Below are 24106 nucleotides of genomic sequence, written 5' to 3' on the forward strand. Positions count from 1 at the left end.
AGGAGAGACGACAACTATGGCGCGTACGACCCTGACCGGGCCCGACATCGTCGCGCGCGGGCTGGCCAGCAACCGGCTCGGCGTGCCGTCGGTGGTGTTCTTCGGCGTCGCCGGCGCCGCACCGCTGACGGTGATCCTGGGCGCGATCTCGACGATCTACGCCGTCGTCGGCAACACCGCGGTCCCCCTGGTGTACTTCGTGGCCGCGCTCATCCTGTCCCTGTTCACCGTCGGCTTCGTGGCCATGAGCCGGCACATCGTCAACTCCGGGGCCTTCTACAGCTACATCAGCCACGGGCTGGGCCGGATGATCGGCGTGGCCGCGGCCTTCATCGCCCTGCCCGCCTACGCCGCCATGCAGATCGGCCTGCTCGGCCTCTTCGGCGTCGTGGCGTCGGGCATCCTCGCGGCCAGCGGGGTGAAGGCCAGCTGGTTCGTGTGCGCGCTCGTGGGCTGGTTCCTCGTGGCGATCCTCGGCGTGCTGTGGGTCGACCTCAGCGGCAAGGTGCTCGCGGTCCTGCTCACGGTCGAGATCACGATCGTGCTCGTCTACGACTTCGTGATGCTCGCCCACCCGCACGGCGGCAGGGTCGACTTCGGCCCGCTCAACCCGCAGCAGCTGGCCACCCCCGAGGTGGTCGCGATGCTGGTGCTGGCGATCGCCGGCTTCGTCGGCTTCGAGGCGACCGTCGTGCTGTCGGAGGAGGCGAAGGACCCGAAGAAGACCATCGGCCGGGCCACCCACTGGGCCGTGCTCCTGCCCGGCCTGCTGTGCGGGATCTCGGCGTGGGCGATGTCGGTCAACGCCGGCGACATCGTCGGGCGGGCCCGGGCCGACCAGACCGACCTGGTGTTCAACCTCGTGGCCTCGTACGTGCCGGAGGCGCTGGTCAACATCGGCTACATCCTGTTCCTCACCAGCGTGTTCGCCGCGATGCTGGCCTTCCACACGTCCGTGACCCGCTACCAGTTCGCGCTCGGCCGCGAGCGGGTGCTGCCGCGGATCTTCGGCGTCGCGCACCCGCGCACGGGGGCGCCGATCGCGGGCTCGCTCACCCAGAGCGCCCTCGCCCTGGGCGTCCTGATCGTGTACGTCGTGACGCACACCGACCCGCTCGTGCACCTGTTCGCGTGGATGACGGTCGTCGGCGGCCTCGGCGTGCTGATCCTGATGTGGGCCACCTCGGCCGCGGTGATCGGCTTCTTCCTGCGCAACCGGCGCCGGGAGAACGTCTGGCGCGCCCGCATCGCCCCGATGCTCGCCTTCCTGCTGCTCAGCGTCGTGCTCGCGGCGACCGTCATCGGCCTGGGGCAGCTGCTGCAGGTCCCGGCGGACTCGCCCTTCAACTGGCTGTTCCCGACCGTCTACGCCGTCTGCGCGACCTTCGGCATCGGGTGGGCCGCGATCATGCGCGGCGCCCGGCCGGACGCCTACGCCGGCATCGGCCGCGGCACCGAGGGCTTCGTGGTGCCGGAGAGCGTCTTCGGCCGCCCCGCCCGCCCGCACCGGGTCACCGCCGACGTCGCGCACCATGCAGCCTGAACATCGGCGGGCCTAGCCGCCCAAGTCACGGGAGAGGATGCTCCATGACGCACGCCATCCAGGACGTGGTCGTTCGCGACATCGATCCGGTCGGCACCGAGGAGATCACCGAGGTGCTGGTCGCCGCGATGAGCGACGGCGCCGTCGCGCGCTGGCTGATGCCCGACGCGGGGCTGCGGCGCGAGTCCAGCCCGGAGTACTTCGAGATCTTCGCCGAGCACGCGGTCCGCCACGGCGAGGTGTACGCCAGCGTCGACCCGATCGACGGCAAGCTCTCCGGGGTGGCGCTGTGGTTCCCGCTCACCCGGGCGCTACCGCCGCCGCTGGACTACGACCGCCGGCTCAAGGAGGTCACCGGCCCCGCGTTCGACCGCATCTGCGTGCTCGACGCCGCGCTGGAGGCGGAGCACCCGCTCGTGCCGCACCACTACCTGGCGTTCGTAGCGGTGCGGCCCGACCGGCAGAACCTGGGCATCGGCAGCGCGCTGCTGATGCGCCACCACGCGCGGCTGGACCGGGCCGGCCTGCCGGCGTACCTGGAGGCCAACGACCCGCGCAACCGCGAGCTGTATCTGCGCCACGGCTACACGAGCCGGTCGCCGGTGCTGCTGCCCGACGGCCCGCCGGTGTGGCCTATGTGGCGCGAACCGTTGCTCTAGAAGGGAAGGCCGGTCGCTAGGCGGCGGTGGGGAACTCGTAGAGCCAGTACTGCTGCTCGTCGATGCGCTGCGCCTTCACGTCGCCGGAGAGGCGGTGCAGCATCAGCCGGACAACGCGTGCCATGTGCCGCACCTCGTCGGTTCGATTGCAGAAGTCGAGTGCGATCAGGCCGTTCTGTGCCGCCGCGGTGAGGTACATCTGCGTCACGAGCTCGCCGAAGGCCGTGGCGGCGCGGGCGTCGGCCTGGGTCGCCACGAAGCCGCAGTACCAGATCCGGCGCTCGGCGTAGTGCTCCGGCCAGCGCCGCGCGAAGTACGGCGGCGAGATCAGGGGCACGGCGTCGAGGTCGTTGGTGTAGATCGACACTCCGCGGATCGTGTCGTCGGTGTCCAGGCACAGATACTTGTGGATGCGAGGGTCGTCCATCACGTCGTCGAACTCGTGGCGGTACATCAGGTGACGCTGCACGGCCAGCGCGTTGAGCTCGGCGAACGCCTCAGAGTAGAGCGTCCACGCCTCTTCGCGTTGATCGCCCTGCAACTGCTCGACAATCTTGACGTTCATGTCCAGCACTCCGATCCCCGTTGGGCTAGGCACAGTTTCCCGACAGGTCGATCAACGTTATTCGATCGATAGTTCCTTGAGAGTAGTCCAATCGTCACCGAGTGCAATATGGTGACCCGTAATCCGTCGCCATTTGCGATCTCGGAGGGTCCATGGACCGCCCTCAAGCCCCCGAACTCGTCGTCGACCTGGACAGAGTGGCGGCCGCATATGTGTTGATTGCGGCCACTTTGCCCGACGTCCATGTGCACTATGCCATGAAGTGCAACCCCCACCCGGAGATCCTTTCGCGGCTGCACGCCCTCGGCGGCCGCTTCGAGATCGCCTCGGCGACCGAGCTCGACGCGCTGCTGGCCGTCGGCGTCGACCCGGCGCTGGTGCTGTCCAGCAATCCGGTCAAGCCGATGGACCACATCGAGCGCCAGCACGCGGCCGGGGTGTGGCGCTTCGCCTTCGACTCCGAGGACGAGCTGGACAAGCTCGCCGTCGCGGCGCCCGGCGCGGCGGTGATCGTGCGCCTGGCCGCGCACCAGATCCGCAGCGGCGTGCCGAGCGAGGGCAAGTTCGGCGTCGACGTCGACACCGCGGTGTCGCTCATGCTGGCCGCCCGCGAGCGCGGCCTGCGCCCCTACGGCGCCGCCTTCCACGTCGGCTCGCAGATGCTCCTGCCGCACGCGTGGCGGGCCCCGCTGCGCGCGGTCGGGCACCTCATGAACAAATTGGCGGCCGAAGATCTGTTTTTGCACATGGTGAACGTCGGTGGTGGATTTCCGGCCCGCTACGGCGGGCGGACGCCGCCGATGGCCGAATACGGGGCCACGATCGGCGCCGGGCTGGCCCAGCTGCCGTATCCGGTCACCGCCGTCTGCGAGCCCGGCCGCGCCCTCGTCGCCGACGCCGGCCGGCTCGCCACGACCGTGATCGGCACCGCCGTGCGCGGCGGGCGGCGCTGGGCGCACCTCGACGTGGGCGCCTTCAACGGGCTCATGGAAAGCCTCGAAACCGGCAACCAGCTGCGGTTTCCCGCCTCCGACTCGCGCGGCAGCCTCACCCGCGACCGGTTCCACCTCACCGGGCCGACGTGCGACAGCCAGGACACGATCATGTACGACGTCGAGCTCTCCGCGGACCTGCGCACCGGGGACCGGGTGTACCTCGACGGCACCGGAGCATACACCACTGTCTATGCATCGCGATTCAACGGGTTCGAGCCTCCGGTCGTGCGCTGTGTGACTGGAGTGGCCATTGAAACCAGTGATGACGCTGCGTACTGTGGTTGATGCGCTCAGTTCCGTAACGCTTCCCTAGCCACCTTCCGACGGAGGAACTGTGTCCGGAATCCGCCGTGTTGCCAGCGCGGTCGCCGCTGCGGCCCTCTTAGCCCCCGCCGTCGTCCTCGCCACGGCCGGGCCGGCCGCCGCGGCCGCCGACGCGGTCGCCGCCGGCGGATACTCCGCCGTCATCAAGCGCACCTCCTACGGCGTGCCGCACATCAGCGCCGCCAACATCGGCAGCGTCGCCTTCGGCCAGGCGTGGGCCTACGCCGAGGACCGCTTCTGCGACCTCTCCGACCAGATCGTGAAGGTGCGCGGCGAGCGCTCCCGCTGGTTCGGCCCCGGCGCCGACAACGCCAACCTCGCCACCGACTTCGCCTACGGCTCGCTCGGCCTCTACGACCGCGCCCGCGCGCAGCTGGCCCAGCTGCAGCCGGAGGAGCTGCAGATCGTCAACGGCTACGTGCGCGGCTACAACGCCTTCCTGGCCACCAAGGGCGCCGCCCGCGTGCCGGGCTGGTGCGCCGGGCAGCCGTGGATCGGGCCGATCACCAACGTGGACCTGCTCGCGTACGAGCGCGACATCGCCCTGCTGGCCAGCGGCGGCGCGCTGCTCGCCCCGATCGCCGCGGCCACGCCGCCCTCCACGGTGGCGCCCCCGGTTTCTGCGGCGCAGGTCCGCTCGGGCGTCGAGCAGCTGACCCAGCAGGACAAGAAGCTCTCCAGCAACGGCTGGGCGCTCGGTGCCGACAAGACCCAGACCGGCAAGGGCATGCTCATCGGCAACCCGCACTTCCCGTGGGAGGGCGAGCTGCGCTTCTGGGAGTCGCAGCTGACGGTCGCCGGCAACGTCAACGTCTACGGCGCCAGCCTCGGCGGCCTGCCGGGCGTGCAGATCGGCTTCACCGACAAGGTCGCGTGGACGCACACGATCGCCGCCGGCTCGCGGTACACGTTCTACCTGATGACCCTCGACCCGTCGTCGCCGACGAAGTACGTCGTCGACGGCCGGTCCGAGTCGATGACCGGCAAGTCCGTCACCGTCAAGGTCAAGCAGGCCGACGGCTCGCTGCAGAGCGTCACCCGCACCATGTGGTCGACGCGCTACGGCCCGGTCCTCGACCTCTCGGCCATCGACCCGTCGCTGGGCTGGAACGGGCAGACCGCGATCAGCTACCGCGACGCCAACATCGACAACGACCGGCTGACCCGGGTCTGGTGGAACATGGCCCGCGCCACCGACGTCAACGGCCTGCGCGCCTCGATCGGCCGCGACCAGGGCATCCCGTGGGTCAACACGATGGCCACCGACTCGGCCGGCAACGCGCTCTACCTCGACTCCTCGCCGACGCCCAACCTCTCGCCGTCCGCCATCGCCGAGTGGTCCAGCAACCCGCTCGGCCTGCTCGACGGCAGCAACAGCGCCAACGCCTGGGTGGTCGCGCCCGGCGCCCGTTCGCCCGGCCTGGTGCCCTTCGCCCAGCAGCCGCAGCTGGTGCGCCGCGACTACGTGCTCAACTCCAACGACAGCCACTGGGTGCCCAACGCCAACCAGTTCCTGACCGGGTTCACGCCGCTGCAGGGCCCGGAGGGCGCGCCGCTGACGGTCCGCACCCGGCAGAACTTCAAGCTCGTCAACAGCGTCGCCAAGTTCGACCTCGCGGGCCTGGCCACCACGATCCTGTCCGGTGACACCTACACCGCGGCCCAGGTCGCCGCGGCCACCGTCACCGCCTGCCGGGCCCGCGGCACCACGCCCGTGGTCGTGGACGGCACGAGCGTCGACGTCAGCCCCGGCTGCACGGTCCTGGCCACCTGGGACAAGCAGTTCGAGCTGGCCAGCCGCGGCGCGGTGCTGTGGCGGGAGACCGTCGGGGCCGTCGTCGCCAACAACCCCGACGCCCTCAACGAGGCCGGCGCGCTGTTCGGCGTGCCGTTCAACCCGGCCGACCCGACCCGCACGCCGCGCGGCGGCCCGGCGTCGAGCGGCGAGCTGCTGGCCGGGCTGGCCCGGGGCATGCTGCGGATGCGGGCCGTGGGGCTCGCGCTCAACGTGCCGCTGTCCCAGGTGCAGTACACCGTGAAGAACGGCCAGAAGATCCCGGTCCCCGGGTCGACGGAGAACATCGGCATCGCCAACATGGCGCAGTACCAGCCGCTGCCGGGCTCCTCGCTCGAGCCGTTCATGGACCCGGGCACGTTCGTGCCGGGCAGCGACCTCACGGACAAGGGCTACGTCGTGAACTACGGGACCAGCTTCCTGCTCACGCTGGCCTACACCTCCAGCGGCCCGTCGGCCAAGTGCATCCTGACCTTCAGCGAGTCCGGCGACCGCACCTCGTCGCACTACATCGATCAGACGCAGCTGTACTCCCAGAAGAAGCTGCGCGACTGCCGGTACTCGGACTCCGCCATCAGCGCCGACACCCAGTCCGTGGAGCTGATCGCCGCCACCTCCTGACGCATCGCTGACGATCTCGCTATTCGGGCCCTGACCTGCTCGGCTGGTTAGCCGGGCGGGTCAGGGTCTAGGGTTTTCAGCAGCGGGGCACGCGGCGGTGTCGAGCCGGGAGGTTGGCATGCAGGCCCAGGACCGGCCGAATGTTCCGCTCGCGGCCACCGCGACGTCACCCTCCGTGTCCGTGCCGGCACCAGCGGCGCTGCTTCCCTCGTCGTTCCGCTCCCGCGTCTCCCGGATGGGCCGCACGCTGGCCCCGCGCTCGCGCCGCGGCTCCTCGCGCTCCGCCTTCGCCCTGGCCGCCCTCGACGACGACATCACGCAGGACGTCCGGCGGGACCTCGAGGAGATCACGCAGGAGGTCCTGTCCGGCGCGGCGCCGGCCGGCGCCCGCGGCTGGACCATCGAGCGGGTGCTCGCGCAGCGCGCGGTCGCGCCGCTGTTCCAGCCGATCGTCGAGCTGCGCTCGCTGCGGCCCGTCGGGGTCGAGGCGCTCGCCCGCGGCCCGGCCGGCAGCGGCATGTGGCACGCCCGGGAGCTGTTCGCGGCGGCCGTCGCGGCCGGGCGGCTGGCCGAGCTCGACACGCTGTGCGCCGAGCGGGCCCTCGAGGCGGCCCGCGCGGCCGCGGTGCCGCTCGTGTTCGTCAACGCCGAGCCCGCCGTGGTCGACCAGGCGCTGTCGCCGCGGCTGCTGGAGCTCATGACGCAGGGGCCGCCGTTCCGGATGGTCCTCGAGTACACCGAGCGCGCCCTGTCGGCCCGGCCGGCGGCGCTGCTGCAGCTCGCCGCCGCGATCCAGGCGCACGGGCACGGGCTGGCGCTCGACGACGTCGGCGCCGACCCGATGTCGCTGGCGTTCCTGCCGCTGCTCGAGCCCGAGGTCGTCAAGCTCGACCTGCAGCTGCTGCGGGCGCCGCACGCGCCGCGGACCGTCGAGGTGGTCGCCGCCGTGAGCGCGGTCGCCGAGCAGAGCGGGGCCGTCATCGTCGCCGAGGGGATCGAGACCCCCGAGGACCTCGCCAACGCGCGGGCGCTCGGCGCGCACTGGGGGCAGGGGCTGCTGTTCGGCGGGCCGGCCCCGATCGAGCTCGTCGAGCCGGGCGACGCCGGCGCCTCCGCCGCGCTGCGGCCGTCGCGGCCGGGCCTGCACCTGCCGGGCGGCACGCCGTTCGAGGCGGCCGCGGCGCGGGGCAAGGCGCGCAGCGGCACCCCGGAGGCCTTTGCGGCGCACCTCGAGCACCTGCTGCGGCGGGCCGGCTCGGGCGCGGTCGTGCTGGCGTCCTGCACCGACGCGGCGACGGCGCGCTCGTGGCTGCCGTCGCTGCAGCGCCTGGCCGGGCGGGCGGCGTTCGTCGGCCTGGTCGCGCCGCTGGACCCCGCCGCGGTCGGCCCCGACGTCCACTTCGCACGGTCCGATGTGGACGATGCGGCGGTCGAGGAGTGCGCCGCCGTGGTGGTGGCGCCGCGCTACACGGCGGCGTTGTGCGGGCGGGGCGGCCACGACACGCTCGGCTTCGCGCACACCGAGGACCGCGCGCTCGTCGCGTCGATGGCCCGCATCATCCTGCAGCAGCTGCCCCGCTGAGGGGTTTGTCCTTGGCACCGCGGACGCCGGGATTCCTGGTGGGAACAACGGTCGTGCGTTGCACGGACCCGAGTCCATCCAAGAACAACACATCGAAATCCGTTCGCTCCACCGGTTTTTGCGTTCTTACCGTCGTGTCGTGACCAACACCTTCGTGCATCACCTCCAGCACCATGACGGGGTGCTGCGGGTGCCGCGGGCCGGCGCCGTCGTCTGGGACGACGAGGAGCTGCACGTCGCGGCGCACCGCGCCGACCCCGAGACCTACGCGCTCGGCGCGCTCATGCCGGGCGTGCGCACCGGGCAGCGCGCCCGCGTGCTGCTGCGGCTGCTGACGGCCTCCTGGGCCGGGCTCGAGCCGGGCGCGCGCGACACGCTGGCCCGGGTGACCCGGGTCCTCGCGCTCGGGCTGCCGCCCGCCGACGTGCTCACCGTGCTGCTCGCGGTGCGCCGGCGCCGGGCCAACCACCGGCACGTCACCCGCACCACGCTCGCCGTGCTCTTCGAGCACCCGCACGCGGCCGAGCTGATCCGGGCCCGCCGCGGCATGGCCGTGGACTGCTTCGAGCACGCGCTGGGCAAGGCGACGGCGCGCGGGCGGTATGCGGCCGGCGGCGTCGCCGCGCTCTACGAGCCGGCCGGCCCCGCGGTGCTCGCGCCGCCGCCGGCCGCGGTCGACCTCGACCTCACCGGTGAGCGGCCGGACACCGTGACCGTCACCAACCGCGGCGACCTGGCCGCGACGCTCGTGCACGCCCTGCGCGGCGGGCCGAGCGCCGAGCTCGAGGCCGCCGCCGACGGCTACGTGCGTGCGCTCACCGGCGGCGTGCCGCGCTACGACGGGCGGGTCGCGCTCGTCGTGGACGCCTCCGCGTCGATGCGCGGCTACGGCAACCGCGAGTGGGCGGTCATGTCGCAGGTCGCGGCGCTGCGGATGGTGCTGCAGCGGGTGTGCCCGGGCCTCGTCGTCGTCCAGGCGGGCGGCGGCCTCGGCGCTGCCGGGCGCCCGGGCGGGGCCACCGACCTCGCCGGGGCCGTGCTCGACGCCGTTGCGCACGAGCCCGACGTCGTGGCCGTCGCCTCCGACGGCTACGAGAACGTGTACCCGGGCGACCTGGCCCGGGTGGTCGCCGCGCTGCCGTGCGCCGGGGTGCGCGCGCCGGTCGTGTTCTGCCAGGCCAACTTCGGCCGGGCCGACGACCTGACGCTGCGCCGGGCCGGCGACGGGCTGCCGGTGCGCACGTTCTGGCACTCGGCCGAGCTCGCCGCGCTCGTGCTCTGGATGCTGTCCCACGTGGACGGCGCCGAGGCGAAGCGGTGGGTCGGCCTGGAGCTCCGGCGCCGACTGTCCACTCTGGAGGGGATGCTGCGATGAACCAGCTCGCCATGCTCCCGCGCGCGGTCGACGCGTCCGGCTACCGGCTCGGCACGCCGCAGCGCGCGGGCGCGCTCACCATGGTGCCCGTGTTCGGGCCCGCCTACCCGGGGATCGTGCCGCCGCGCAGCGGGCTGAAGCTCAGCCGGGTCGTCGCCTACGGCCAGGTCGAGCTCACCAACCCGGCGCCGGCCGGGGTGGCCATCGTGCCGCTGCACCTCGGCTACATCCAGGACGCGGCGCAGAACCACGCGCTGTGCCGGTCGGCGTTCATCGCCGCCGGCCAGACGCTGCGCTTCGACGACGCCTGCTGCGTGCAGGAGTCGCAGGGCGGCTACCTCGCCGGCCGCGACGACCAGTGGTTCTTCGTGCTGCCGGTCGAGCTGCGGGCGGAGGCGCTGCGCCAGCGGGGCCGCGCGCAGTACAGCAAGCTCTGGCCGCAGATCCGCACGTTCAACGGCCGCTACGGCCTGCCGGCGCGCGGGCACCTCGAGCAGGTGCTCACGCGGCAGCGGGCCGGGCTCACCCAGTTCCGGAGCCGCCTCGAGCCGCTCGACGGGCAGCTGGGCGCGCTGTTCTTCGTCGGCGGGGCGCTCGCCGGGGTGGAGATCGCGCCCGACCCGGCGTACTTCGCCGACGTCTGGACGGCCCTGGCCTGCTTCGCCTACGGCCCGGCGGCCTGGTTCACGACCGGCGCGGCGCCGGACGGTGCGCCGCTCACCGCGGCCAGCGTCGACGGGCTGCGGGCCGAGCTCGCCGCCCGCCGCCGCAGGGTGGCCGACGAGGTCGCCGAGTGGCTCGCCCGCGCCGCGTGGCAGCCGGGGGAGCCGGTCGAGGAGGAGCGCTACCTCGGCCTGCGCCTGTCCACCGTGGACAGTGGCGGGGTCGCCGGCCAGTACGTGACCGACGGGGAGCGGCTGGTGTACGCCTCGCTGTTCGCCACGGCGGCGTAAAAGCGTTTGACCGCAAGGAATCCCGGCGGTTGAATGGAAGACATGCGGGACTGAGTCAGGCCCGGCGACAGCCCCTCCGATTCCACATCGGGGTAATGAGGGATTTGCCGTTCAAGCAAAGTAACCGACCAATGTCGCATCGGCGCTGGCCGCCGGCCCGCACCCGAACCGAGCCCCGGCTCCCCACTCATGGGGACCGGGGCTTGATCGTATAGTCCGGCGCATGGGATTTTGGGGTTTCGTCGCCGCGGCCGCACGTCCGACCCGGCCGCGCTCGGCGTCGGTGCGGTGCTCAACGACGACGATCTCGGCGACGGCTGGCGGCTCTTCCAGGTCGAGGCGCGCGGCGCCGCCATCGGTAAGGCCGCAGGCAAGGGCGACCCGGCGCGCCTGAGCCGGACGCTGGCGGAGCGGACCGGGTCGCCGGCGCTCGCGGCGTTCGTGCTCGACAGCGACTGCGCCGTCCTCGCCGTCGTGTCCGGATCGCAGACCCGCCAGATCGCCGTCAACCCGGAGGTGCTGGAGGACTACGGGCCGCCGGACGACGAGGAGCTGCTCGACGGCGACGAGGCCGTCGATGCGCTCGTCGCCTGGGGCGAGGCGGCCGGCTTCGAGCCGTCCCGCGAGGCCGTCGCGGCCGCTCTCGACGCCGACGAGACGTTCGTCGAGGACAAGCTCGCCGTGATCGCGGAGGGTCGGTAGCTGCGGATCGGAATCCCTAAGGAACCTACAGAAACCGCCGACAATCTACGATGTGGGTCATGCTTCGGTTGTCGGTGGCGGCGCAGCGTCTGGGGATTCATCCGCAGACACTGCGGTTGTGGGCCGATTCCGGTCGTGTGCCGGTGGTCTGGGTGGGTTCCGAGCGCCGGTTCCGAGAGGCTGATCTGGACGCGTTCCTCGGCGCTGTAGCGACGCCGTCGACGCGGCGGGAAGTGTTGTACGTGCGGGTGTCCGGCACGAGTGGGCAGGAGACGAGCCTCGCCACGCAGGAGCAAGCGTTGCGGGACACTGCGTCGGGTGAGGTTGTGGCGGTGTACCGGGACCGGGCCAGCGGGCTGCGGGAGGACCGGCCAGGGTTGCGGCGGCTGCTGGAGGCCGCGCGAGCCGGCGCGTTCACGGTCGTGCGGGTGACCCATGAGGACCGTCTGGCCCGGTACGGGGCAGGCTGGCTGCGGGAGATCCTGGCTCGTGACGGTGTCACGGTCGCCGATTTCATGAGCCTGGTCGCCACGTTCGCCGGCCGTATGTACGGCATCCGTTCCCGTGAGGCCAGACAACGCCTCCTGCGTGACGCCGGTGACTGGCTGCACGAGCCCTGTGGAGCGTGAGCGGGGAATGGCGAAGCGGCGCGCCCGCGAGCCGGGCATGATCCCGGTGACCGCGACCGCGACGTGCACCGCGTATCGAGGGTGGTGGAGTCGACCGGCCGGCTGTTGAACGCCACCGCGCTGGTGCAGCGGGTGGGGTGGATGTCGGGTCTGGTGCAGGGGATGACTCGGCGGCTGCTCGAGCGGCATTGGACCCCGGCCGCGTTGGCGGGGCTGGCCGGCGGTGTCGGCCCGGACGGTCGCGTGTTGCCGGCTAGTGGCTGGATGGCGTTGCGCCGGCTGGGATACACCGCCGTGGCGCCGGAGGGTCCGGAGGGTGTGGTCGTCTCGGATCGGGTGCGCAGGATGGCGGAGGAGTACGCCGCTCGGCTGTTGCGGCTGGCGGTGCACCGCGATGGGCTGCTGCGCGCGGTCGTGGCCACGTGGCCGGTCAACCCGGCCCGGCGCACCCCGGACGAGTGGGCCGCCCTGTGGGCCGCCGTGTCGGCCGCTGTAGGGCAGGGCGTGACGAAGGCGGAGGTCCGCAACCGCACCCGGCAGGCGGCAACGTTCCTCGCCGCGCATGGTCGGCTGCCCGCTGCGATCGTCGAAGCCGAACCCGTTCCGTCCGTGTCCGGGCAGGTGTTGTTGGCCGCCGCGGACCGTCAGCAGGTCACGCTGGCCCGCGACGTCGACGACCCAGCCCGGATGGTGTTACGGGTGTTGTTGCCCGCGACCGAGCATCCGGTGTCGTACCGGGACTGGGCATGGGTCGCCCTCGACGCGGCGATACCAGCGACCGTGCCGGTCGATGCCGTCCTGGCCACGCCCACGCTGCGGATCGTGGACGGCCGGGTCCGCGTGGACCTGCCGTTCGTTCGTCACGCGCCGGTAGCGCAGGCGATAGGCCACGGGCGGGCGTTGGGCTTGGACTGGGGGTTGAACATGCTGCTCACCGGCGTTGTCGGCCGGCTGGGCGAGGACCGGCGCGGCCGTGTCCGGGTGCTGTCGACGGGCCGCCCGCTTACGTTTGACGCGACCGGGGTGTCGGCGAAACTGGACCGGCTGCGCACCCATCGCGAGCGCGTCCGCGTACGCCTGGACCACTACGAGCGGCTGCTCGCCGGCCGGCATGACGAGGCTCTCGCCGCCAAACGTTCGGTCCTGGCTGTTGAGGCCGGGCGGATCGACGCGCGGTTTCGTGGCCTGAACAAGAGCCTGGCTTGGGCGGCGGCCCGCTGGGCCGTGGACCACGCCCTCGCCAACCGGTGTACCGTCATCTACATCGAGGATCTGGCCACGTTGGAGGCTCGGGGACTGGGCCGGTCACTGAACCGGCGGCTCGGCGCGCACGTGCGCGGCTTGGTCTTCGACGCCCTGCGGCACCTCGCCGTGATGGAGGGCATCGCCGTGGTCACCGTGCCCGCCCGCGGAACCTCCGCGGGCTGCCCGCGCTGCGGCCGGCACGCCCCGCACGCCGTGGCAGCATCCTCCCAACCGCGAGCCTGCCAACCGCTGCGGCTCGGTCTCAAGCACGTCAAGGCCCCGGACCGGCCGCACACGACGGGTCACAAATGGACGATCTGCGGCTGCGGCCTGTCCTGCGACCGCGACCACGCCGCGGCCGAACGCATCCTCGCCCGCGGCCTGCTCGGCCAGACTCGCGCCCACCGTGACCGCTTCACCGGCCGGATCCGTACCGTCACCGCGATCGACGGGCCGGTCCGGCGGCTGCCGAAGGCTTGCCGCAGCAGAACCGCGGCGGCTACTACCACCACACCCCTCGCGCCCATACAACGCGAGACCCCCGCCCCAGTACCTACACCCGGTGCTGGCCAGCGTCCGGCGGGGCGGCCACCCCAGGCCCACAGCAGCATCGTGGGCCAGGTGCCGGCAGCTACAACTACAACGAGAACACGAGCCGGCCGCACCCGCGACCGGCGGCTGAGTCGAGGATTCCACCGGCACGTGACGGCAACCCCGCCACACCGCCGGCCAGCCGCCCGACACAGCCTTTCGTAGTTTCTCAGAGACGCTATTTCAGGCGCTCGTTGAGCCCCTCGACGAACTCGAGCACGCCCGGCGGCCCGTCGACGATGAGATCGGCGCGGGCCGCCAGCTGCGGCACCTCGTCGGAGCCGCTGCACACCTTCAGCCCGGGCACGCCGGTCTCCCGCAGCCGCTCCACCGCGTCGAACGCGGCCAGGTCGCCCAGGTCATCGCCGAAGTAGGCGACCGACCGGGCCCCGTGCCGCTCGACGATCGCCTCCAGCGCGTGGCCCTTGTCGACGCCCGGCGGGCGCAGCTCCAGCACCATCCGGCCCGGCTCCAGGGCGAGCCCGTACCGCTCGGCCAGCGCCCGCAGCGGGGCCCGCAGCGCCTCGAACGCCTGGTAGGGCTCGTCGGCCCGGCGGGTGTGCACCGCCACCGACATCGCCTTGTCCTCGATGGCCACGCCCCGCAGCTCCGGCCGGTCCAGCAGCGCCGGCAGCTCGTCGCGGGCCGCCTCCACCCCGGCCGGCACCGGCTCGGAGACCACCGAGCGGCTCGCCCAGTCCCAGCGCTGCATGCCATACAGCCCGAAGATCGAGAAGTGCTCGAGCGCGGCCAGCTCGCCGAGGTCGCCGAGGCGCAGCACGGCGTCGACCGGCCGGCCGGTGATGATCGAGACCGACCCGACCAGCTCGGCCAGGCGCCCCAGCGCGGCCACCATGCCCGGATAGGGCCGGGACTGCACCGGATCGGCGACGATCGGCGACAGCACGCCGTCGAAGTCGAACGCCAGGGACGCCTCCTGCGGGCGGTCCAGGATCGCGGTCAGCCCGGCGGCACCGGCCGCCGACTCCGGGGTCCTCAGCACCATGTGTCGAAGGCTACCGGACGCGACCCGCACGTGACCGGGCGGTGATGCGGCGCACAGCCGCGTAGCTTTTCCGTCAAGATCATGGCGACGACGCCCGGCCGGCGCTGTGATGCCGTCGTGGGCGCAGGGGATCGACACCGGTTGACGGTGCTGGGCGGGCTGGCGGCGCTGTCGCTCGACGCGATGGCGTCGGTCGCCTACGGCCCGGAGGCGGTGGTCCTCGTGCTCGCCGCCGCGGGAACCGCCGGGCTCGGGTACGCGCTGCCGGTCACCGGCGCCATCGCGCTGCTGCTGGCGGTGCTCACGCTGTCGTACCGGCAGGTCATCGCCGCCTTCCCCGACGGCGGCGGCGCGTACGCGGTCGCCAAGGCCCGCCTCGGCCGCCGGGCGAGCCTCGTCGCGGCCGCCGCGCTCGTCGTGGACTACGTGCTCAACGTCGCCGTCTCCGTCGCCGCCGGCGTCGCGGCGCTCACCGCGGCGTTCCCGGCGCTGCTGCCGTACACCGTGGAGCTCTGCCTCGCCGTCCTGGCCGCGATCACCGCCGTCAACCTGCGCGGCGTCGCGCACAGCGCCCGCGCGTTCATGCTGCCGACCGCCGTGTTCGTCGGCTCGATCGTGGTCGTGGTCGCGGTCGGTCTGGCGTTCACCGACGGCGGCGCGGCCCCACCGCAGACAACGGGGGCGGTGGGGCCGCTGCTGCTGCTCAAGGCGTTCTCCAACGGGTGCGCGGCGCTCACCGGCGTGGAGGCGATCGCCAACGCCGTGCCGTCCTTCCGGGCCCCGGCCGTGCGCCGGGCCCAGCGCACCGAGGTCGCGCTCGGGGTCCTGCTGGCCGTGATGCTGCTCGGGATCGCGGCGCTCATCGCGAAGTACCACATCCAGCCCCGGCCGGGCAGCACCGTGCTCGCGCAGATCACCGAGCGGGCCCTGGGCCACGGCGCCGGGTTCTACCTGGTGCAGGTCGCCACCGCGGTCCTGCTGGCGCTGGCGGCCAACACCTCCTTCGGCGGCCTGCCGGTCCTGGCCCGGCTGCTGGCCGCCGACCACTACCTGCCGCACGTGTTCGCCCTGCGCGCCGATCGGCAGGTGTACCGCTACGGCGTCCTCGTCCTCGCCGGCGCCTCCGCGCTGCTGCTCGTCGCCGCCCGCGGCAGCATGAACGCCCTCGTGCCGCTGTTCGCCATCGGCGTCTTCGTCGGCTTCACGATCGCCCAGGTCGGCATGGTGAAGCACTGGCGGCGGTACGGCCGGCCCGCCCGCGGCCGCCTCGCGCTCAACGCCGTCGGGGCCGTGCTCACCGCGACCGCGGCGGTGGTCACGACGGCGTCGAAGCTCGCGTCAACGCCCACTGCGCCGGCCGGCGCACGTTCGCGCTCATCGCCGAGATCGAGCCCGGCCACGCCTGGGAGCGCCTGCTGCGCAACCACCGCGGCGCCGTCATCGACCGCGCGTTGCGCCGCCACACCACGGCGATCGTCTGCCGGATGCGATTTCGCCTGTCCCCGTGACGGCCGCACACAGGCCCGTCCCGGTGCTGCGCGCGGGCGGCGGCGGGCACATCCCGGCACCTGGCCGCCGCGGTAGATGGCTAGCGGGGCACCGCGATCGTGACGGCGGCGGGCACCGCCTCGGCCTCCAGGCGCTTGACCCGCTTGCGGGCGCCGCCGTCGAGCTCCAGGAGGACGGGCTCGGCGAACTCGGCGTACACCTTGCGGGCGCTCCCGATCTGCACGAACGGTGACTTGTCGGTGCGGCCCGTCGCCATGCTGCCCAGCGTGCGTGCCCACTGCAGGGCGCCGTGCGCGGTGGCCACGCCCACCGCCAGGCGGCCGTCGAACGGGCTGGCGTCGTCGAAGGCCTTCAGGCCGCCGGACATCGTGCCGATGTTGCCCAGCAGCAGGCACGTCGACGGGCCCTCGAACCACGGGCGGTCGTCGAGGTGCACGATCGTGTCGACCGGCGCGTCGCGCACGTGCCGCAGCGCGGTGCGCACGTAGGCGAAGCGCCCGGAGCGGCGCTTCATCCGGCGGTCGGCGTCCTCGATCATCGCCGCGTCGAAGCCCGCGCCCGCCATCACGGCGAAGTGCTCACCCTCGATGCGCCCGAGGTCGTACCGCCGCCGCTCGCCCGTCAGCCCGATGCCCACGGCGGCGCGGATGTCGCGCGGGATCTCCAGCGACGTCGCGAACAGGTTCGCCGTGCCGGCCGGGATGATCGCCACGGTGACGTCGGTGCCCGCCAGCGCGTCGACGCAGCGCTGCACCATGCCGTCGCCGCCCCACACGAACACCACGTCGGCCCCGCCCCGCACGGCCTTGAGGGCCCGCTTGGGCGCCTTCTTGCTCTTCGGTACCTCATGCCAGTCGACCTTGCCGGCCCCCGCGCGCTCCAGCTCGTTGCGCAGCTCGGTCAGGCCGCCGCCCAGCGTCTTCTTCCGGTGTGCCACCACCGCCACCCTCACGATCGCCACGGTACCCAGCCGCGCCGCCTGCCAATCGTGGCGGCCGATGGCTACGATGTGGCACTGATGGACAACACCGACGACGCACTCGCCCGCATCGATACGACCGTCGCCCACCCCGCGCGGCGGTACAACTACTGGCTCGGCGGCAAGGACCACTTCGCCGCCGACCGAGCCTCCGGCGACGCGATCGCCGCCGCGATGCCGGGCGTGAAACTCATGGCCGTGGAGAACCGCGCCTTCATGGGCCGGGCCGTGCGCTACCTGGCCGAGCAGGGCATCCGCCAGTTCCTGGACATCGGCACCGGCATCCCGGCCCCGAACAACACGCACGAGGTGGCCCAGGCCGTCGACCCGGCCACCCGCGTCGTCTACGTCGACAACGACCCGATCGTGCTCACCCACGCCCGCGCCCTGCTGACGAGCGCCCCCGGCGGCACCAACGCGTACCTGGACGCCGACATCCGCGAGCCCAAGTCGATCCTGACTCACGAGGACCTGCGGGCGACCCTCGACCTGTCGCAGCCGGTCGGCCTGCTGCTGGTCGCGGTGCTGCACTTCGTCCGCGAGGACGAGTACCCCCAGGAGATCATCGACACGCTGACCTCGGCCCTGGCCCCCGGCAGCTACGTCGTGGCGTCCCACGCGACCTGGGAGTTCCTGCCTGCCGAGGCCATCGAGAAGCTGACGGCCAACAACCCGGACGGCCGCTTCCAGGCCCGTTCGGGGACGCGCTTCGCGGAGCTGCTGTCGAAGTTCGAGCTGGTCGAGCCGGGGATCGTGTCGGTCGCGCACTGGCACGCCGAGGACGTGCCGGGGCCGCGCCCTTCCGCGGAGGACGTGGCCTGTTACGGCGCCGTCGCTCGCATCAGCTGATCGTTCGTCGTCCGCGCACCTGCCGGGCGCGCCGGACCGCGCGTGCCGATCGTTCGCGAAGGCGCGCCGAGGCAAAGAGGACACAGCGGCTTCGCGACCCCATCGCACGGGTGCGTTCCGGACGTCACGGGTGAGCTTCGGATATGTCGGGCGCTGGCGCGCCACGACATATCCGCATTTTTCGCCAGGCGGGGTATAAATCCGACAAGTCGTGGCACGGAGTGCCCGACTTGTCGGCAAAGCCCGAGTGCAGCTCCGGGAGGCCGACGGGGCCAAGAGCCGCCTCCTGGCGGGCGTGCCGCATGAGCCGCGGGGCGCCCGGTCTCCGCGTGCAGCGGCCAGCAAGGCCAAGAGCTGGCTCCTGGCGAACGTGCCGCACGAGCTGGGGGACGTCCTTCTGCGTGCAGAGGCCGGCGAGGCCAAGAGCCGCCTCCTGGCGAACGTGCCGCACGAGCTGGGGGACGCCCGGTCTTCCGCGTGCAGAGGCCAACGGGGGCCAAGGGTCGGCTCCTGGCGAACGTGCCGCACGAGCTGCGGGGCGCCCGGTTGCCTGGCATCTCGAGCTTCCGCGTGCACTCGACGGGCTCGGAGTTGCGGGCGGACGTGGCCGTCGACGATTCCTGTCACGGCGGAGGGGTACTCCTCGCGGGTATATACCGGGTGTATATCCGTGGTGTATGGTCGGGACATGAGCGTTCCCCTCACCCTTCTCGGGCTGCTTGAGCGCGAGCCCAGCCACGGCTACGACCTCAAGCGCGACTACGACACGTTCTTCGGGCGCGGGCGGCCGCTGCCGTTCGGGCAGGTGTATTCGACGCTCGGGCGCCTCGCCCGCGACGGCAAGGTCGTCATCAGTGAGGTCGAGGCGGGCGAGGGGCCGGACCGCAAGCGCTATGTCATCACCGAGCTCGGCGCCACCGAGGTCGACGCGTGGCTCACCCAGCCCGTCGAGCCCGAGCCGCACCTGCAGACGGTGCTGTTCTCCAAAGTGGTGCTGTCGCTGATGCTGGACCGGCCCGCGCACGAGTACCTCGACATGCAGCGCTCCGCGCACCTGCAGCGGATGCGCGAGCTGCACGAGATCAAGAAGGGCGACGACCTCATCGAGGCGATGCTCGCCGACCACGGGCTGTTCCACCTCGAGGCGGACCTGCGCTGGATCGAGCTCACCGTGGCCCGGCTGGATCATCTCGCGGGGCTGGTCAAGCGATGAGCCCGATCATCGAGGCGCGCGACGCCGTGCTGTCGTTCGGGGAGACGCCGGCGCTGCGCGGGGCGGTGTTCGACGCCGACGCGGGGGAGATCGTCGCCGTCATGGGGCCCAGCGGGTCCGGCAAGACGACGCTGCTGCACTGCCTGGCCGGCATCCTCACGCCGGCCGAAGGCGAGATCCGCTTCGAGGGGCGGCGCATCGACACCCTCGACGAGCAGGCGCGCAGCGCGCTGCGGCGGGAGCGGTTCGGGTTCGTGTTCCAGTTCGGGCAGCTGGTGCCGGAGCTGACCGTGGAGGAGAACGTGGCGCTGCCGCTGCTGCTGGGTGGCGTGCGGCGCGGCGAGGCGCTGCGGCAGGCGCGCGACTGGCTGGAGCGGCTCGGCATCGGCGGCATGGAGCGGCGCCGCTCGGGCGAGCTGTCGGGCGGGCAGGCGCAGCGGGTGGCGCTCGCCCGCGGGATGATCAACAAGCCGCGGGTGCTGTTCGCCGACGAGCCGACCGGGTCGCTGGACTCGCTCACCGGCGAGCAGGTCATGGACCTCATGGTCGGCGCGGCGCGGGAGCAGGGTACGACCGTCGTGCTCGTCACCCACGAGCCGCGGGTCGCCGTCTACGCCGATCGCGAGGTCATCGTCCGCGACGGGCGGGTGCACGCCCTCGCCGGGCGGAGCGGCTCGTGATCCGCTTCGGGCTGCGCCTCGCCCTCGCCGGCGGGCGCGAGGCCGCGGTGCGGTTCGTGGTCATCGCCGCCGCCGTCGCGCTCGGCGCCGGGCTGCTGCTCGCCACGATCGGCGGCGTCCGGGGGCTCGACGCGCAGTTCGCCCGGGCCGGCTGGCTGCGGTCCCAGCCGTTCCCCGGCGATCAGACGGTCGCCGGCGGCGCGCCGGTCGATCCCGTCGTGTGGGCGCACCGGTACGACAACTTCGGCGACCGCTGGATCGAGCGCCTCGAGGTCGGCGTCACCGGACCCAACCCGCCGGCCGTGCCGGGCCTGCCGCGGCTGCCGCGCCCGGGGGAGTACTTCGTCTCGCCCGCCCTGCACGACCTCATCGCCGCCAACCCGGTGGACCGGCTCGGTGCCCGCTTCCCGGGTCACGAGGCCGGCCTCATCGCCGACCGCGGCCTCGCCTCGCCCGACGCCCTCGTCGCCGTCGTCGGGCGCACCCCGGGCGAGGTCGGCGGCATACCCGGCGCGGTCACGGTCACGTCGGTCTCCACCACCGGCGCGAAGATCCCGACCGCGGCGCTGGACCTGGTGCTGTCCGTGATCGCCGGCGGGCTGCTCTTCCCCGTGCTCATCTTCATCGGTACCGCAACCAGACTCAGCGCCGCCCGCCGCGAGCAGCGCTTCGCCGCGATGCGCCTGGTCGGCGCGACGCCGAGGCAGGTCACGATGCTGGCCGCCGTCGAGTCCGCGGCCGCCGCCGTGGCCGGCACCGCCGCCGGGTTCGCGCTGTTGCCGGCGCTGCAGGCGGCGATGGCGCAGTACCCCATCACGGGCCTGCGACCGTTCCCGGAGGACCTGTCGCCGGGCTGGCCCGCGATGCTGCTCGTCGCCGTCGGCATCCCGCTCGCCGCCGCCGCCGCGTCCCGCCTGGCGATGCGCCGGGTGCGGATCTCGCCGCTCGGCGTCGCCCGCCGGGTCTCCCCGAAGCCGCCGAGCGCGTGGCGGCTGATCCCCGTGCTCGCGGGGCTGGCGGAGCTGGCGTACTTCATCGGCCGTACACCACACAGCTCCAACGGGCAGGTCGCCGCGTTCCTGCCCGGGTTCCTCGTCATCATGGCCGGCCTCGTGATCGCCGGGCCCTGGCTCACCATGGTCGGCGCCCGCCTGCTGGCCGGCCGTGCGCGGCGGCTGCCGACGCTGGTCGCCGCCCGCCGTCTCGCCGACAACCCGCAGGCCGCGTTCCGGGCGATCAGCGGCGTCGTGCTCGGCGTGTTCGTGGTCAGCGTCGCGACCGGCGTCATCACCACGCTCGTCGAGCGGCGCACGGTGCACGACGACCCGCTGTCGGAGGTGACCATGCTGCAGCAGTTCGGCAACGAGGGCGGCCGCCTGCCGGACGGCGCCGTGGACCGCGTGCGCGCCACGCCGGGCGTCACGTTCGCCGTCCCCGTGCACCGCAACCCCGACGCGCGCCGCGCCGGCGTGCCCTCGAGCCTGATCACGTGCTCCGAGCTGGCGAGCATTCCGCAGTACGGCAGGTGCGCCCCCGGCGCCGAGACGGCCGCGATCTGGTACGACCTGGTCGGCACCCGCCACGACTGGCCCGACACCGGCGAGTCGACGGTCTGGCCCACGTCGCCGCTCACGGCGGCGCAGGTCGCCGCCATCCCGGTCGACACCCTCGTCGTCGGCCTGGACGGCACGGCGGCCGCGCACGAGCGCGCCCGCACGGCCCTGGAGGTCGAGTTCCCCGACTTCGAGGTCGGCCCGGCCACCGAGGTCGACTTCTCCAACGACCAGCGCGGCCAGCTCAACCTGTACCAGCAGCTGGCGGACGCGGTGATGCTGTTCAGCCTGCCGATCGCCGGCTGCAGCCTGGCCGTGAGCGTCGCCGCCGGCATCACCGACCGCCGCCGCCCGTTCAGCCTGCTGCGCCTGACCGGGGTACCGCTGAAGATGCTCCGGCGTGTGGTGGCCCTGGAGAGCGCCGTGCCGCTGCTGGCGGTCGCGGTCCTGGCCTCGGTCACCGGGTTCGCCGCGGCGCAGCTGTTCCTGCGGGCCCAGATGGACTACGACCTGAGCCCGCCGCCGTGGTCGTTCTACGCCCTGACCGCGGCCGGCCTGGCGATCTCCCTGGCGATCATCGCGTCGACCCTGCCCCTGCTCGAGCGCGTCACGGGCCCGGAGACCGCCCGCAACGAGTAGCGGCCGCCGCACTGCCGGAATGCATCGGTCATCAGGGTCGCGACGGCCGCGCGTGCGGGCGGTACCGGGCCGACCCGCGCGCCGGAAGGATGGGCGGCGACTGCGACCACCCGGGGTGATGGAGCATGCACATCGACCAGGCCACGCTGCAGGTCGGCGAGCTGATGCGGCAGATCTCGCGCACCGAGATCCGGCTGCCGGAGCTGCAGCGCAGCTACGTGTGGCGCCCGACGCAGGTGGCGAAGCTGGTCGACTCGCTGTACCGCGGATTCCCCTTCGGCTCGCTGCTCTTCTGGCAGTCGGACGAGGCCCCGGTCACCCGCCCGATGGCGGTCTCCGCGGCCGAGGCCCCGTTCAAGCCGCCGCTGTACCTCCTCGACGGCCAGCAGCGCCTCACCTCGCTGCACCGCGTCTTCCACGACCACGAGGACGCCCAGATCGTCTTCCACGTGGAGAAGGAGCGCTTCCAGAACCAGAGCGCCGCCACGCAGGCCGACCCGAACTGGATCAAGGTCCACACGCTGCTCGACCGGAACACGGCGCTCGGTCCGATCGTGCGCAAGCTGCGCCGGGCCGGGTGTGAGCTGTCGGAGGCAGACATCGAGCGGCGTCTGGGCGCCGTCCGGTCGCTGGAGATCCGGACCTTTCACGTCGAGATTCTGCGCGAGTGCGGCTACCAGGACGTCGCCGAGATCTTTGTGCGCGTCAACAGCGCCGGGCGCCACCTCAGCCGGGCCGACCTGGCGATGTCGACGCTGTCGGCGCGCTGGCCCGGCGTCGTGCAGAAGTTCCAGGACGAGGCCGCCCACTGGCGCCGCGTCGGCTACGGCGATCTGGACGTCGAGTTCCTCGCCCGGGCCTTCGCGGGTGCCCTGTTCGGCGGCGGCATGTCGTCGTGGTCCGTCAACGACCTCAGCCGGGTCGGCGACGCGGAGCTGGCGAAGGCGTGGGAGACGGTGCGGCGGGGTCTGCGGGACCTGGTGCCGCTGCTGAAGAAGAACCTCGGGCTGCCCCGCTCGGAGCCGCTGCCGTCGCTCACGCCGCTGATCCCGCTGATCGTGCTGCTCGGCGAGCGTCCCGACGAGCCGGTGGAGGACGAGGACGCCATCCTGTACTGGCTGCTGATCGCCACGATCCGGGCCCGGTACTCGAGTGCCACGGACACCAACCTCGTCCGCGACATCCAGGCGGTGCGCAAGCCCCGCCCGGCCCGGGAGCTGCTGCGCAACCTCGGGGTGCTCCAGGCGCTGCCGACCATCACGGCCGAATCCATCGTCGGGCGTTCGAAGGAGAGCCCCTACTTCTTCCTCAGCCTCCTCGCCGTGCAGCGCAGCGGGGCCCGCGACTGGTGGTTCAAGACCGGTGTCATGCCGGGCGACACGGACGATCACCAGCTGCAGTACCACCACGTGCACCCGGTGGCCACGCTCACCGGCTACGACAAGGCGGAGATCAACGACCTGGCCAACCTCGCGTTCATCTCCCGCCGGGCCAACCTGAAGATCAGCGACCGCTCGCCCGTCGAGTACTTCCCGAGCGTCGGCGAGCCCGCGCTGACCGCGCACTACATCCCGCTCGACGAGGACCTGCGCGCTGCCGCGGCGTTCCCCCGTTTCCTGGCCGCGCGGCGGCAGCTGCTCGCCGACGCGATGACCGGCGTCCTCACGGCGTTCCGGCCCAAGTGGCTCGACGCGGTGCCGAGTGCGGCCGCGACGACCAGCGACGGGTACAAGCTCAACATGGTGCTGTACGGCAGCGCCTGGATCGCCGAGCAGCTGGTGTTCAAGGCGAGCGGCGCCGGTGTGGACTGGTCCGGCTCGACTGACATGCACGAGTTCGTCACCGCGATCGGGGAGGCGACGAACGGCCTCGGCAGCGATATCAAGGTCAACGGGGAGACCGTGCCGGTGCAGGTTGTCGAGGACGCGATCGAGGTGCCGATCGGGCCGTTCGTGGTGTCGGGGACCGCTCAGGAGTGGGCCGACATCATCGCGCGGGAGCGGGCGGTGATGCAGGCGCCGGGGCGGATGCCGGCGGTGGGGGACAAGCCGTGGGCCGGCGAGCGGATCCCGCTGCCCGCCGGCAGCACCGACTGAGAC

19 protein-coding genes are annotated in these 24106 nt (G+C 72.7%); 16 read left to right on the forward strand and 3 right to left on the reverse strand.

Going from position 1 to position 24106, the window contains the following annotated elements; genetic code table 11:
* The first annotated feature begins 16 nt into the window (after positions 1–16).
* Together ACQEVU_RS08365 and ACQEVU_RS08370 are read left to right on the forward strand one after the other, a co-directional pair.
* Entirely contained in the window at positions 17–1543 is a 1527-nt protein-coding gene (locus ACQEVU_RS08365; RefSeq protein ID WP_433321969.1) for an APC family permease, read from the forward strand.
* Between the two features lie 44 nt (positions 1544–1587).
* Positions 1588–2202, forward strand: a complete 615-nt coding sequence (locus ACQEVU_RS08370) for a GNAT family N-acetyltransferase (RefSeq protein WP_433321970.1) — start codon at positions 1588–1590, stop codon at positions 2200–2202.
* A gap of 16 nt (positions 2203–2218) precedes the next feature.
* Here the strand turns inward: ACQEVU_RS08370 and ACQEVU_RS08375 are convergent, their stop codons facing one another.
* Positions 2219–2767: a hypothetical protein gene (locus tag ACQEVU_RS08375; protein ID WP_433321971.1), complete on the reverse strand. Its 549-nt coding sequence runs from the start codon at positions 2765–2767 to the stop codon at positions 2219–2221.
* A gap of 152 nt (positions 2768–2919) precedes the next feature.
* Between ACQEVU_RS08375 and ACQEVU_RS08380 the strand changes: the two genes are divergently transcribed.
* The 8 genes from ACQEVU_RS08380 to ACQEVU_RS08415 all read left to right on the forward strand — a co-directional run bounded on the left by ACQEVU_RS08380 (position 2920) and on the right by ACQEVU_RS08415 (position 13744).
* Entirely contained in the window at positions 2920–4047 is a 1128-nt protein-coding gene (locus tag ACQEVU_RS08380; protein ID WP_433321972.1) for a type III PLP-dependent enzyme, read from the forward strand.
* Positions 4048–4096: 49 nt separating this feature from the next.
* The gene (locus ACQEVU_RS08385; protein ID WP_433321973.1) at positions 4097–6502 is read left to right on the forward strand and encodes a penicillin acylase family protein; all 2406 of its coding nucleotides are present in this window, start codon (positions 4097–4099) and stop codon (positions 6500–6502) included.
* A 181-nt stretch (positions 6503–6683) separates the two neighbouring features.
* Complete coding sequence (locus ACQEVU_RS08390; RefSeq protein WP_433321974.1) at positions 6684–8084, forward strand: EAL domain-containing protein; 1401 nt, start codon at positions 6684–6686, stop codon at positions 8082–8084.
* 139 nt (positions 8085–8223) lie between these two features.
* Positions 8224–9459 (forward strand): hypothetical protein, encoded by a 1236-nt coding sequence (locus tag ACQEVU_RS08395; RefSeq protein ID WP_433321975.1) that lies wholly within the window; start codon positions 8224–8226, stop codon positions 9457–9459.
* Positions 9456–10412 carry an ARPP-1 family domain-containing protein gene (locus ACQEVU_RS08400; protein WP_433321976.1) on the forward strand — a complete coding sequence of 319 codons (957 nt, stop codon included), beginning with the start codon at positions 9456–9458 and terminating at the stop codon, positions 10410–10412. The genes ACQEVU_RS08395 and ACQEVU_RS08400 overlap by 4 nt, the downstream gene beginning before the upstream one ends.
* Positions 10413–10643: 231 nt before the next feature.
* Positions 10644–11114, forward strand: a complete 471-nt coding sequence (locus tag ACQEVU_RS08405; RefSeq protein WP_433321977.1) for a hypothetical protein — start codon at positions 10644–10646, stop codon at positions 11112–11114.
* A 59-nt stretch (positions 11115–11173) separates the two neighbouring features.
* Positions 11174–11743 (forward strand): IS607 family transposase, encoded by a 570-nt coding sequence (locus tag ACQEVU_RS08410; RefSeq protein ID WP_433321978.1) that lies wholly within the window; start codon positions 11174–11176, stop codon positions 11741–11743.
* Positions 11744–11824: 81 nt separating this feature from the next.
* Entirely contained in the window at positions 11825–13744 is a 1920-nt protein-coding gene (locus tag ACQEVU_RS08415) for a zinc ribbon domain-containing protein (protein ID WP_433321979.1), read from the forward strand.
* 13 nt (positions 13745–13757) lie between these two features.
* On the opposite strand, the gene otsB is transcribed toward ACQEVU_RS08415, so the two are convergent.
* Positions 13758–14585, reverse strand: coding sequence for a trehalose-phosphatase (gene otsB / locus ACQEVU_RS08420; RefSeq protein ID WP_433321980.1), 828 nt, complete (start codon positions 14583–14585; stop codon positions 13758–13760).
* A 147-nt stretch (positions 14586–14732) separates the two neighbouring features.
* Here otsB and ACQEVU_RS08425 point away from each other — a divergent pair, with 147 nt between their 5' ends.
* On the forward strand, positions 14733–16169 hold the full coding sequence (locus ACQEVU_RS08425; protein WP_433334850.1) for an APC family permease: 1437 nt from the start codon (positions 14733–14735) through the stop codon (positions 16167–16169).
* A gap of 4 nt (positions 16170–16173) precedes the next feature.
* Here ACQEVU_RS08425 and ACQEVU_RS08430 read toward each other — a convergent pair whose 3' ends face one another.
* Positions 16174–17046 (reverse strand): diacylglycerol/lipid kinase family protein, encoded by an 873-nt coding sequence (locus tag ACQEVU_RS08430; protein ID WP_433321981.1) that lies wholly within the window; start codon positions 17044–17046, stop codon positions 16174–16176.
* A gap of 66 nt (positions 17047–17112) precedes the next feature.
* Between ACQEVU_RS08430 and ACQEVU_RS08435 the strand changes: the two genes are divergently transcribed.
* The 5 genes from ACQEVU_RS08435 (at position 17113) to ACQEVU_RS08455 (ending at position 24103) form a co-directional block, all read left to right on the forward strand.
* Positions 17113–17922 (forward strand): SAM-dependent methyltransferase, encoded by an 810-nt coding sequence (locus tag ACQEVU_RS08435; RefSeq protein WP_433321982.1) that lies wholly within the window; start codon positions 17113–17115, stop codon positions 17920–17922.
* Between the two features lie 688 nt (positions 17923–18610).
* Positions 18611–19135 carry a PadR family transcriptional regulator gene (locus tag ACQEVU_RS08440; RefSeq protein ID WP_433321983.1) on the forward strand — a complete coding sequence of 175 codons (525 nt, stop codon included), beginning with the start codon at positions 18611–18613 and terminating at the stop codon, positions 19133–19135.
* Positions 19132–19815, forward strand: coding sequence for an ABC transporter ATP-binding protein (locus tag ACQEVU_RS08445; RefSeq protein WP_433321984.1), 684 nt, complete (start codon positions 19132–19134; stop codon positions 19813–19815). The genes ACQEVU_RS08440 and ACQEVU_RS08445 overlap by 4 nt, the downstream gene beginning before the upstream one ends.
* Positions 19812–22007 (forward strand): FtsX-like permease family protein, encoded by a 2196-nt coding sequence (locus tag ACQEVU_RS08450; RefSeq protein ID WP_433321985.1) that lies wholly within the window; start codon positions 19812–19814, stop codon positions 22005–22007. The genes ACQEVU_RS08445 and ACQEVU_RS08450 overlap by 4 nt, the downstream gene beginning before the upstream one ends.
* 125 nt (positions 22008–22132) lie before the next feature.
* Positions 22133–24103, forward strand: a complete 1971-nt coding sequence (locus tag ACQEVU_RS08455; protein ID WP_433321986.1) for a GmrSD restriction endonuclease domain-containing protein — start codon at positions 22133–22135, stop codon at positions 24101–24103.
* The last annotated feature ends 3 nt before the right edge of the window (positions 24104–24106 follow it).

This window comes from Dactylosporangium sp. CA-139066, assembly GCF_050936175.1.
Taxonomy (GTDB): domain Bacteria; phylum Actinomycetota; class Actinomycetes; order Mycobacteriales; family Micromonosporaceae; genus Dactylosporangium.

Coding starts and splice junctions, on each gene's coding strand:
- ACQEVU_RS08365 (WP_433321969.1), top strand. CDS start 17: ATGGCGCGTACGACCCTGACCGGGCCCGACATCGTCGCGCGCGGGCTG.
- ACQEVU_RS08370 (WP_433321970.1), top strand. CDS start 1,588: ATGACGCACGCCATCCAGGACGTGGTCGTTCGCGACATCGATCCGGTC.
- ACQEVU_RS08375 (WP_433321971.1), bottom strand. CDS start 2,767: ATGAACGTCAAGATTGTCGAGCAGTTGCAGGGCGATCAACGCGAAGAG.
- ACQEVU_RS08380 (WP_433321972.1), top strand. CDS start 2,920: ATGGACCGCCCTCAAGCCCCCGAACTCGTCGTCGACCTGGACAGAGTG.
- ACQEVU_RS08400 (WP_433321976.1), top strand. CDS start 9,456: ATGAACCAGCTCGCCATGCTCCCGCGCGCGGTCGACGCGTCCGGCTAC.
- ACQEVU_RS08410 (WP_433321978.1), top strand. CDS start 11,174: ATGCTTCGGTTGTCGGTGGCGGCGCAGCGTCTGGGGATTCATCCGCAG.
- otsB (WP_433321980.1), bottom strand. CDS start 14,585: ATGGTGCTGAGGACCCCGGAGTCGGCGGCCGGTGCCGCCGGGCTGACC.
- ACQEVU_RS08435 (WP_433321982.1), top strand. CDS start 17,113: ATGGACAACACCGACGACGCACTCGCCCGCATCGATACGACCGTCGCC.
- ACQEVU_RS08440 (WP_433321983.1), top strand. CDS start 18,611: ATGAGCGTTCCCCTCACCCTTCTCGGGCTGCTTGAGCGCGAGCCCAGC.
- ACQEVU_RS08445 (WP_433321984.1), top strand. CDS start 19,132: ATGAGCCCGATCATCGAGGCGCGCGACGCCGTGCTGTCGTTCGGGGAG.
- ACQEVU_RS08455 (WP_433321986.1), top strand. CDS start 22,133: ATGCACATCGACCAGGCCACGCTGCAGGTCGGCGAGCTGATGCGGCAG.